At 47.3% G+C, this 10,000-nt stretch carries 13 protein-coding genes; all 13 read left to right on the top strand.

Annotated features, from left to right (window positions below; genetic code table 11):
• A partial coding sequence (locus tag LDL18_RS00530; protein ID WP_296506020.1) for a DUF5309 family protein occupies positions 1 to 393 on the top strand: 393 nt, incomplete at its 5' end.
• Positions 394 to 549: 156 nt separating this feature from the next.
• On the top strand, positions 550 to 873 hold the full coding sequence (locus LDL18_RS00525; RefSeq protein WP_296506018.1) for a hypothetical protein: 324 nt from the start codon (positions 550 to 552) through the stop codon (positions 871 to 873).
• Positions 874 to 882: 9 nt separating this feature from the next.
• On the top strand, positions 883 to 1,542 hold the full coding sequence (locus LDL18_RS00520) for a hypothetical protein (protein WP_296506016.1): 660 nt from the start codon (positions 883 to 885) through the stop codon (positions 1,540 to 1,542).
• A complete protein-coding gene (locus LDL18_RS00515) occupies positions 1,536 to 2,957 on the top strand; it encodes a hypothetical protein (protein WP_296506015.1) in 1,422 nt (473 codons plus the stop codon). Before LDL18_RS00520 ends, LDL18_RS00515 begins: the two co-directional genes overlap by 7 nt.
• Positions 2,954 to 3,202 carry a hypothetical protein gene (locus tag LDL18_RS00510; protein WP_296506013.1) on the top strand — a complete coding sequence of 83 codons (249 nt, stop codon included), beginning with the start codon at positions 2,954 to 2,956 and terminating at the stop codon, positions 3,200 to 3,202. The genes LDL18_RS00515 and LDL18_RS00510 overlap by 4 nt, the downstream gene beginning before the upstream one ends.
• Before the next feature lie 48 nt (positions 3,203 to 3,250).
• Positions 3,251 to 3,685, top strand: a complete 435-nt coding sequence (locus LDL18_RS00505) for a hypothetical protein (RefSeq protein ID WP_296506011.1) — start codon at positions 3,251 to 3,253, stop codon at positions 3,683 to 3,685.
• On the top strand, positions 3,686 to 4,357 hold the full coding sequence (locus tag LDL18_RS00500; RefSeq protein ID WP_296506010.1) for a hypothetical protein: 672 nt from the start codon (positions 3,686 to 3,688) through the stop codon (positions 4,355 to 4,357).
• A gap of 12 nt (positions 4,358 to 4,369) precedes the next feature.
• Positions 4,370 to 5,044: a hypothetical protein gene (locus LDL18_RS00495; protein WP_296506008.1), complete on the top strand. Its 675-nt coding sequence runs from the start codon at positions 4,370 to 4,372 to the stop codon at positions 5,042 to 5,044.
• Between the two features lie 179 nt (positions 5,045 to 5,223).
• Positions 5,224 to 5,592 (top strand): hypothetical protein, encoded by a 369-nt coding sequence (locus tag LDL18_RS00490; protein ID WP_011240313.1) that lies wholly within the window; start codon positions 5,224 to 5,226, stop codon positions 5,590 to 5,592.
• A complete protein-coding gene (locus LDL18_RS00485; RefSeq protein ID WP_296506006.1) occupies positions 5,589 to 6,035 on the top strand; it encodes a hypothetical protein in 447 nt (148 codons plus the stop codon). Before LDL18_RS00490 ends, LDL18_RS00485 begins: the two co-directional genes overlap by 4 nt.
• Positions 6,036 to 6,039: 4 nt before the next feature.
• Positions 6,040 to 6,441 carry a hypothetical protein gene (locus tag LDL18_RS00480; protein ID WP_011240315.1) on the top strand — a complete coding sequence of 134 codons (402 nt, stop codon included), beginning with the start codon at positions 6,040 to 6,042 and terminating at the stop codon, positions 6,439 to 6,441.
• A 4-nt stretch (positions 6,442 to 6,445) separates the two neighbouring features.
• Positions 6,446 to 7,447 carry a tail fiber domain-containing protein gene (locus tag LDL18_RS00475; RefSeq protein ID WP_296505999.1) on the top strand — a complete coding sequence of 334 codons (1,002 nt, stop codon included), beginning with the start codon at positions 6,446 to 6,448 and terminating at the stop codon, positions 7,445 to 7,447.
• Positions 7,448 to 7,451: 4 nt separating this feature from the next.
• Positions 7,452 to 10,000 (top strand): hypothetical protein (locus tag LDL18_RS00470; protein WP_296505997.1); only part of this gene is annotated, 2,549 nt, incomplete at its 3' end.

The following is a 10,000-nucleotide window of genomic DNA, read 5'->3' as shown; positions in this document are numbered from 1 at the left end:
TTAAAAGAAGTGTTGGGCGATATTTGGGTCAGTGGTGGTCAGCCAAATATGGTGATTACCTCTTTGAAACTGAAACAGACGGCGGCAGCCTTTCCGGGTTTAGCTTCTAACCGGCGCGATACAGGCGATCAGAAAGCGCGCATTATTGCCGGTGCAGATATCTATGTTTCTGATGTCGGCGAAGTCCAGTTTGTACCTGATCGTTTTTGCGACAATAGCAGCGCTTTGGTCATTGACCCTGAATATTGGTCGGTTGCGACCTTGGATCCGATTCAGAAACGGTCTTTGGCAACAACAGGGCTGGCTGACCGTGATGCCCTTTATACTGAAATTGCCTTGCGCTGCCATAACGAAGCGGCATCCGGTGTTCTAGCAGATTTAAGCGCTGCCTGATTTTCGTGATCGGGAGGATGTCTTCTTGCAAGGCATCTTCCCGTGAAAATTCGGAAAGGGAATATTCCATGGCTTTTTCTTCTGCCTTGGCTGTGTCCTTACAACAAAAAAATGGGCTGGCTCTGAAATTCGGCTTTGATATTCGGAAAGGTGATAATGGCTGAACGCTTGCTATCCTATAATCCGGTGACGGGGCTTAAAAGTTGGTTTTCCTCTTCGGAAGATAATCACGGCAGTTGGCATATCCGCTATGAACAGGATTGCTCTGCGGCTTTAGAAGCCAATAAACAGGCACAAAATGAAGATTTCGATCGGCGTTCTTCGATGTGGCACGCCGCCCATGTTCCAGCCGTCGTTCTGATGGAATGGCTGGTAAAATATGGTGTCCGATATTGGGACAAAAATCACGCGCCTGCCGTTCGCCGTTTACTCAATCATCCTGATTACCGCTATTTGCGCGTTAATCATTTTATTATGTGAGCATGGTCGATGGCTCTTTTTATTGATGCCCAAAATCTGGACAGTCTCACCCGTTACGATGGCCTGTTAAAGGCGATTGCCTTATGGTTGGAACGCGATGATCTGGCTGATGAAATTCCTTATTTCGTGCAATTGGCCGAAGCCCGTTTTCGACGCTTATTGACTAATCCCGAATTGGAAACTGAAATAACGGTGGCGGCAGGTTGCCCTGTGGCTTTGCCAGATGATTTCGAGACCTTGCGCCTGCTTTATCCTGTGGGGAGCCGTCGCGATCGGGTTTTTTTACAGGTGTCGCCAGAAGTTTTTCAGCAGGCCAAACACCATAATAAATCTGTTTTCACCTTGATGGCAGGGCAATTATGGATATCACCCCTTCTTGAAAAAGAGACAGCTTTTTCGCTGGTTTATCGTGCGGCTTTGCCGTCTTTGTCCTTGAACCGCCAGAGCAACTGGCTGTTGGCATCCCATCCTGATATCTATTTATTCGGTTCGCTATTACAGGCGGAGTTTTTCGGATGGAATGACAGCCGTCTGCCGGTCATCAAATCGGCGCTGGATGAAGCCTTGGGCGAGTTAAATAAAGCGGGACTGCGCAAGCGTTATGCCGATAGCCCCTTAGTTGTAGCTTCGCCCATCACGGAAGCGGTGAGGGGGGCTTACAGATGGTAAATCAGCGTCTTTTATTCGGGGCTTATGAACCCGATCAACCACCGTATATGAGTGGATCACTGCGCCATTTGAGCAATGCCTATGCTACGACACATGGATATCGTCCTGTCGGAGGCTTCAAGCCTTTTGCGGCGGCGTTGCCAGATATTTTTATGGGTGCGGCGGCTTTTTTAGGGTCAGATGGTTCGACTTTATTGATCGCTGGCACCAAAGATAGTCTTTACCGCTATGTTTCCGGCGATTGGGAATCCTTGGACACGGCCTTACCTGCTTATGGACGGTGGCATTTCACCCAATTCGGGGATCGCATTATTGCCGTTAACGGCAGTGCTACCCGAAAAATAGATATCCTGACTGGAAAGGCCGATAAGATACCGGATGCCCCGACGGCTGAAATGGTGACGACTATTCGGGATTTTGTGGTTTATGGCCGCGCTTCTGCCCAGAAAAATCTGATCCAATGGTCGGGTTTTAATAACGAAAACAGTAATGTCATCGGGACTAATCAGGCTGGTTATCAACCAATGCTAACTGGCGGTGATATTATGGGGATTGTGGGCGGCGAATATGGAATTATTATCCAGCGCTCCCGCATTGTCCGTATGACCTATACCGGCGATAGCTATATCTGGCAGTTTGATGAGATCAGCGCCAATATCGGAGCAATCGCATCGGGGTCAATAGCACAGGCGGGGCATCAGGTTTTCTTTCTGTCTGATCGGGGTTTCATGATGACAGACGGCGTTTCTGTCACACCGATTGGTAATGAACGGGTTGACCGGAGTTTTTTTGAAAGCTGGCCAAGAGACAGCTTAGATCAGATGACGGCAGCTATTGACCCAAGACAGCATATGGTTGCTTGGTTGATGCCCGGTAATCCTTCAATGGTTTTGATTTATAATTGGGCAATAGACCGTTGGAGCCGTCTGGATATTGATGCCATTGGTATGTTTTCGGGATTTACCGCTAATACTACCTTGGAAGCGCTTAATAGACTTTATCCTGACGGGCTAGATTCTATGCCCTATAGTCTTGATGATCCCCGTTTTTCTGGCGGCGACCCTTTGTTCATTTTTGTCGGGCAGTCGAATGATTTCGGGATTTTGGATGGCGAGAATTTACCAGCTTGTTTCCAGACCGGATTTTTTAGCGCCGATGGCGGTAATCACAGCCGGATACGATCTGCAAGAATATTGGGCGATTTAACCGAAAAAGCTAGCCTCACAATCGAAGGCAGTCATCGTTTAGGTGATCCGTCCTCTGGTCGGGTCGTTCGCGATATCACTTTATCCGGTCGAATACCGTTGCGGGTCAATAACCGTTATTGTGCGCTGCATTTAGACATCGAAGATGGTGCGGCTTGGTCTTTTATCCAAGGATTTGATTGGGATATTGTTGCCGGAGAAGGGCGATGATGCTGCGTTTACCGATTGCCGCAACCTCTGTCGCGGATTGGATGCGGCGGGCGGCAATGGCCGTCAACAATTTGATGGCCAACGCTGAACAGCAATCACGTCTGATGGATGGCCGTTATCATTGCCCGATTCCTGTCAGTGACAGCACGCCGGATAATCCCCAAGAAGGACAGTGGTTCTTCAACAAAAGCAGTCAAAAAGCGATGATGTGGGATGGCTCTAAATGGCAAAATTTATGGGAATAAATCGCGCCACTTTTGAGCTGGTTATTTTTTAAAACGGATAAGCGAAAAATGGAAATTGGTATGATTGCCCATCCTTTGGAATGGGCAGGATGGCCTGCTGCCCGTGATTTTTTAGAACCGGCTTTACAACGCTCGGATGAGGATTGGGCAGATATCTTGCCTGAACTGGAAGATGGCCAATTACAATTATGGGCGGTTTTACAGTCGGATTCAGCCATTAAAAAACGCGATATTCTTTATGCCGCCGCCGTGACCCGCATTGCTGCCAGTCGTGAAGGGGACATTGCCGAAATCTATCTGGTGGGTGGTCGTGATTTCGAGTTTTGGCTGTCTGATTTATCTGAAACCATTGCCCGTTCAGCCCAAGAAATCGGCTGTATCGCGGTCAGAGCCTATGGCCGGACAGGATGGCGGCGGCCTTTGGCAAAATTAGGGTGGCGGGAAAAAACGGTAGCCTATGAAAAAGCGTTAAAGGAAAAGTGAATGAGCAAGAAAAGCAAGGCAACAACGGCACCGAGCCGGTTTGCCCGTCCTTATATCACGAATAGTGCCAATGCTATCCAGCAAGCCTATAGCGATAATCAGGATAATGTAAGCAATATCAATAGTTTGTTGCAAAATAATATCGGAAATGTTGCCAGTAAAACCCTGAATAACAGTGATATGGATCAGGCTGATACCTATAACCAGTCTGTCTTATCGGGGAAATATCTTTCCCCGTCATCTAATTCCGCTTTGTCGGATATTATCAAGAATACCAATCAGGATGTTTCGGATAGCGTCAATGGCGCGATCGGGACAAGAGGTCTGACCGGAGGTTCTGCCCAAGCGCAATTATTAGCCAAAGAGTTGGGACAGACAGACAGCAACCTTCTTTATAATAATTACAATACCGAACGGGGCTATCAACAGCAAGCAGCCGAAAATGCTGCCAATCTGGGCGATGCCCGTAATAGTGGCATCAATACTCTTGGTAACTATCTGACGACGGCTGCCGGTTTGCCGCAATCTTCCTCTTCAGTGCTGGCGAGCAATATGGCTTCGTTATTGGGGAATTATAACACCACAACCCAAAATCAAGGCGTCGGGTCAACATTAGCCAGCTTAGCCGGTGCAGGATTGTCAGGCTGGGCTTCCAGCGGTTTTAAAATTTAGGAGCCTTTTGGAATGGCTATATCTTTCGGAAATAAAATCAATCAAGATGATGTATTAAATCAGGATGGTTCCGCTCTCAAAAAGGCGATGAATAGCTTTAGTGATAGCCCTGTTTTTGCGTCAGAGCCAATCGGGCAAAAACCAATCAGCGATATGGAGTCGTCTATTACTCCCCCATCTCCTACCGATGGTTATGAGCATGGAGCCGAAGAAGCGCCCATGCCAGAGACGGCATCTGCTATACCGCAAGCAGGGCAAAGCCCATCCCCTCACTTTTTTTCAGCAGGTGGAATTGGAAAGCGGATTGCTGGGGTAATCGGTGATGCTCTATTATTAGCAAATGGCCGCTATCCGCTCTATTTACCTGCGGTAATGGAGCATAACCGTCGTATCGATCAACAAAACGCCCAACAACAGCAACGAGATTTTAGCAATAATCTGGCTACTTCAAAATTAAATCAGCAGCAGGCAAATATAGAAGCCAAGGCGAGTCAGCCACAATATCATTTCGGCGCTGATGGGCGGATTCTGTCTTTGAATCCTATGACGGGGGAGGCGACCCAGATACGCGACCCAGATATGCCGCTGCCTAGCGAGCATGAACGGATGATTAGTCATATCGTTAATCTTCCGGCGAATGATCCAGAAAGAAAAGCAATTGAACGATTGCTTTTTAAAAATAAATAACATCCATTTTGGATATTATTTTTAAATTAATCCTTAAAATGTTGGATTTATTATAAGAATATCACAATAGATACTTTGGGTATCGGGATTTTTTGTCAGTAAAATCCAATGTAATCGAAATTTAATCATTAAAATATTTATTTATTTTATGCTCTTATAAGGAGGGGTAGGGCTGCGCTATGTCTTTTTCGGACTGGTCGCAAAATGCAGATAGTAACAGCAATATTGGCGGGATCAGTATTGCTGAAGGCTGTCCACCGGGCAATCTTAACAATGCTTTGCGCGAGATAATGGCCGAAATGCGGTCTGCCATCAATCAGGCTATGGATACGGCTTTGAGCTCGGCTGATATGGCGAGTTTTCGTCAGGCTATTGGGGCTTTGGCGAATAGTGGTGACACTATTGATGGCGTTTTGCGCCGTAAAGGTCAGGGGGTTTTTCCTTATTTTGCCGATGGTTCTTTTTCCGGTGGCCGGATTTATGTGACCAATAGTCAAGCGGCTGACCCGACAAGTCAGCCGGGGGATATCTGGTTGGTCTATGTATGACTATCAGTCTTAAAGATCAGGATAATTTTTCCCGCGAGATAAGAGCTGTTTCAATCAAGGGCGCAGATGGTTTACTTCATTCTGTCGGATCTATTCGTATCCGTGGGCAGGATGAAAGCTTGCATGAGGTCTTTTGCCACAAGCTGGATGTCTCGGTTTCTGACGCTTTGATAGAAAGCTATTCCCGTCATAATCCTGTGATTTCTTCTGCTGTGACGGTTCGGGTTTCGGGCGGTGTTCCGCCTTATCAACATCGCTGGTCTTTGGTGAGTAGCGATAGAGCCGATAGCGTGATGGCTCTTTCTCCTTTTTCGGCAACAACGACTTTTCGAGCCGATGGCGTGCCTCATCACCATGCCGCATCAGCCTATTTGCGTGACGATGTTACCGATCAGAATGGCTTTGCCGGTTCGGTTGAAGTCCATTGTATTTTTACGAGGTAATTTCATGCGTAAATATTTTGACAGCGTGGCGAGTGCGCTTGACGGGAAGCCGGTCATGGGTGCCTTGATTTTCGTCTATAAAACAGACGGTAGTCTGGCTTCCCTTTTTTCTGATGATGGAACGACCGCTATTTCCCAGCCTTTGCGGACGGATAGTCTCGGATATTTCGAATTTTATGTTGCGGATGGTCTTTATGATTTGACCATTTCCTATGGCGGCAAAATTCGGACGCGCCTTTCTGGCGTTCAAATTTATGATGAATCCCATCTGCAAGGGGGCGGGGCCGCCTTGCCCGACGGCACCCGTATTGCCGAATTGCCGGTTGCAGCCATGAATAAGGCTTTGGGTGCTGCCGGAAATTTAGCCCAATTTATCAAAAACTATTCTAATAATTCTATGGAGTGATGCCATGTCTACTTTAACGATTTCGGAAATGACCGATGCAGGATCGGTTACCGAAGATGATTTGATTGAAATTTCCCGTCCGGTTGCCAATGGCTATGCAACCTATAAAGCCAAAATCGGCTATATTAAAAATCTGACGACCAATTATGATTCCGTCATTGCCGCTTTGGGGCATGAACCGGTCAGCGTTGATTTAAGCAATTTTAACGCGGCCACCTTTCAGCAGAAAGTGGCGATTTCTTACGGTCAGATTACCAAAGGCCTCGGCTATGAGCCGATAAACGTTGATTTCAGTAATTTTAATGGATCGGTTTTCCAGCAGAAAGTTACTCTGTCCTATGGCCAGATTACGGGTGGTCTTGGATATGAACCAGCCAATAAAGACCTGTCCAATATTGATGGTATCGGTCTGGTATCAAAAATCAATGCTGTCCGAGGTGCTGCCCCTGTTTTAACGACGGGGGGTGAACTGACTGGTAATCTCAATCCGGCTTCGGATGGTGTGATTACCTTGGGACAGCCTAACCGTAAATGGGCTGAAATCTATGCCTCGAATGGGGCAATTAACACCTCGGATGCCCGCCAGAAGATGGATATTGCTTCTGTCCCTGATGAGGTTCTCGATGTCTGGGGTAATCTGTCATGGCGGCAGTTTAAATTCAGAAAAGCCGTTGAGACCAAAGGCTTTGATAAGGCGCGTTGGCATTTCGGTCTGATCGCTCAAGAAGTCGAAGATGCCTATAAAAATGCGGGCTTGGATGCCGAAAGTCTGGGCATGATTTGTCATGACCATTGGGAAGCCCATACCCGCCGTGAAAAAACCGGTAATATCGGTAAAAATGGCAAGCCGGTCTATCGTGATGTCTTGGTGCCAGCCGGTGAAGCCTATGGTTTGCGTTATAGCGAATGTCAGGCGATCGAAGCGGCATGGCAACGGCGTGAAATTATTCGGCAGCAGGCTGAAATTGACGCTTTGAAAGCACAGCTCACCCCAGCACAGGCTTAAGATAATGACAGCTTCTCCGGCAGCTTTTATCCCTGACCATCCCGATATCTATCTGCTTTCTGGTGATGGGCTGGTTCGCAATAACATGCATGTGGAAGATGGGCGGGCAGGCTATCTGCCTAATGATACTTCGACCAGCGAAAGTCAGGCTTTGTTAGCGCGTGGATATGCCCGCTATTATCTCGCTTCGGGGGATATAAAAGCCCTCAACAATGCCCGAAAATTGGCAGATGCCGCGTTGAATTACTTCTTTGCCGGTAAAACGCCGCCCGCAAACGGGTTATGGTATCATCATTGGGTGGTAAATGCGGGGCAGGGCTTTAACGTCAAAGGCCCGTCTAATCCCAATGGTCATGCCTATGACGGGAATGTCGGCGAAGCTGTCACTTTTAAGGACGGGAAGGCGCAACTTCCCGTTAGCCTTGCCAATGTTTACAATGTTTTTCAGGGTGAACTAAGCTGGCAGAATGTCTATGCCGATTTATCCAAAGGGCAATTTTTCGACATAGATTATTTTGTTGATCGTGACGGCTATATTTTCCGCTGGCAAAGTGGACATGCGGCGGATGCTGTTTTTACATCGGAGGCACAGCCCCAGACCGCTATTCCAGCAGGCTGTTTGCAGATGAAAGATACTGCCCTGAATGGTCAATATCAGGTTAATTATTCTCTCTATCAGGAAGATAGCATTTCCTATGCCGGCCAGTTTGAAGGTTGGCCAATGTGGCGGCATTTGATGCCGGATGAACAGGTAATGGCGGGAGATGCCATTCATTGGTTTATTGATCTGTTCTATTTGATGCAGGCGATTGATACAGACAATAGCGCTAAATGGGAAAGCTGTTATCAGGCGATGCTAGCTTTATGGCAAGAGGCCTGTGTTCTGACTTCATCAGAGACCTGTTTTTTCAAGCGTTCTACTATCGGCACTTATGATAGTTGGCCTTTGACCTATTTTTACGCCTATGCTGACGGAAGTATTTCTTATACTCCACCAACCGATTACTGCCGCTATGGACGGGATAAAACGAGCGGGGTCGCTTATTTTGATCTGCCCGAAGATAGCCATCGTCTGGGGTGGGTTTTTCAAAATGATGCTTTAAATTTGGGGATTACACCTGATTTAAATGTAACGGTTGAAGCGGCGGTCTCTCGATCAACCAATCTGGCTGTTATTTTGTCGGACGATCAGAAACGGCAATATAAATATAATTTCTGTCCCGACGCGACTGTCAAAAGCTATAGCCTGCCTTTGCGACAATTTATGGATTATACCGATGTTGCCGAATGGGTGCCGGGTAATACCGATTTTGTTTATGGTACGGCAACTGCCACCACTGAACGCCTGACAACAGCAGAGGGGCGAGCCGTGATCGCTCGTCACTATGTCTTATCTGATAGTTCTGCAGGTGTGGGCTTTGCTACGGCTGCTTCCAATCAAACATGGAATGGGGCAGAGGCTTTGACCTTGTCCTATATAACAGACAGCAGTCATATTATATTGGTTGTGGTCGATAATTCGGGATGGCATTGGCAGGTAACTTTGCCTGTCAATGCCGATGCCACTTTACAGAGTTTTCCTTGGGCAAATTTTGCTCTTGCTGGATATCAGACCAATAAAGCCCCATTTCCAGATAAACCGGATAGCACTGCACCGATAAAAACAGTCCAGTTCCAGATAGCCAGTGATGTAAAAACGCCGCAGACGCTTTATCTGATAGCAGCTTATAATAAAATGCCCGCCAAAATAGCAGATCAGGCGAAAATTATTTCCGCGCGTGTTTTCTCTAGCTGTGCGGATTCTGTGACTATTCAGATCGGCAATGCCTCGATTGAAAAGGCGACGACGATAAGACAACCCTATTCCCCTGGGTTTCTGCCTTTCCAGCATGCGACCATCGGATCGGGACGCTCTCCTTCTGGGGGTGGTGGTTTATGGCAAGGGCCTGCCTATATCGGTTATCAAAATCCAGTGCCGTGGATGCTGTTAAATCGGCATGATGAGGCCTGTAACATGCTACAATTGATGCAGGATTCTCAAAAACATTATACGACACAAAATCAGGCTGCCTTAACGGGGCCTTTTACGCCTTGCTATATCTTTGCCCAATGGGATGCTGAACAATATGGTGCGCCTTATAATTTTATTTTTGGAGGCCCCGATCCCAACTGGGGCTGGGGCGGCTTCCAATATCGCGCTTTTCATAATGTTGCCGATTACTGGGCTAGAATGACTTCGGCTTCTGTTATCGCAAAAGCGGACGGAAATTCGGCTCAAAAAGCAACGGCTTTAGCAAGAGATATCGCCAGTTCGTTTATGGATTGGCTAACTAATTGGCTAGATAGTAATCCAGAGGCGCGATCCTTACCTGCATTATTTCTTTCCAGTCAGGCACCTGAAGTGAAGGGGGATAATCCCGATCAGACAGCGCTGGCTTTGAAAGGTGCTTTATGGTGCGGGCAAGCCGGTTATGAGAAAGCTAAGACAGAAAAAATTGTCGAGCGCCTTTATGCCATGCTGCAAGACTTTCAGATATCTGACGGCGATATGGC

It is taken from the genome of Zymomonas sp. (genome assembly GCF_020216885.1).
Lineage (GTDB): Bacteria > Pseudomonadota > Alphaproteobacteria > Sphingomonadales > Sphingomonadaceae > Zymomonas.
Note: the sequence above shows the minus strand (reverse complement) of the source record. Positions and strands in the feature narration are given on the sequence as shown.

Coding starts and splice junctions, on each gene's coding strand:
- LDL18_RS00525 (WP_296506018.1), top strand. CDS start 550: ATGGCTGAACGCTTGCTATCCTATAATCCGGTGACGGGGCTTAAAAGT.
- LDL18_RS00520 (WP_296506016.1), top strand. CDS start 883: ATGGCTCTTTTTATTGATGCCCAAAATCTGGACAGTCTCACCCGTTAC.
- LDL18_RS00515 (WP_296506015.1), top strand. CDS start 1,536: ATGGTAAATCAGCGTCTTTTATTCGGGGCTTATGAACCCGATCAACCA.
- LDL18_RS00510 (WP_296506013.1), top strand. CDS start 2,954: ATGATGCTGCGTTTACCGATTGCCGCAACCTCTGTCGCGGATTGGATG.
- LDL18_RS00505 (WP_296506011.1), top strand. CDS start 3,251: ATGGAAATTGGTATGATTGCCCATCCTTTGGAATGGGCAGGATGGCCT.
- LDL18_RS00500 (WP_296506010.1), top strand. CDS start 3,686: ATGAGCAAGAAAAGCAAGGCAACAACGGCACCGAGCCGGTTTGCCCGT.
- LDL18_RS00495 (WP_296506008.1), top strand. CDS start 4,370: ATGGCTATATCTTTCGGAAATAAAATCAATCAAGATGATGTATTAAAT.
- LDL18_RS00490 (WP_011240313.1), top strand. CDS start 5,224: ATGTCTTTTTCGGACTGGTCGCAAAATGCAGATAGTAACAGCAATATT.
- LDL18_RS00485 (WP_296506006.1), top strand. CDS start 5,589: ATGACTATCAGTCTTAAAGATCAGGATAATTTTTCCCGCGAGATAAGA.
- LDL18_RS00480 (WP_011240315.1), top strand. CDS start 6,040: ATGCGTAAATATTTTGACAGCGTGGCGAGTGCGCTTGACGGGAAGCCG.
- LDL18_RS00475 (WP_296505999.1), top strand. CDS start 6,446: ATGTCTACTTTAACGATTTCGGAAATGACCGATGCAGGATCGGTTACC.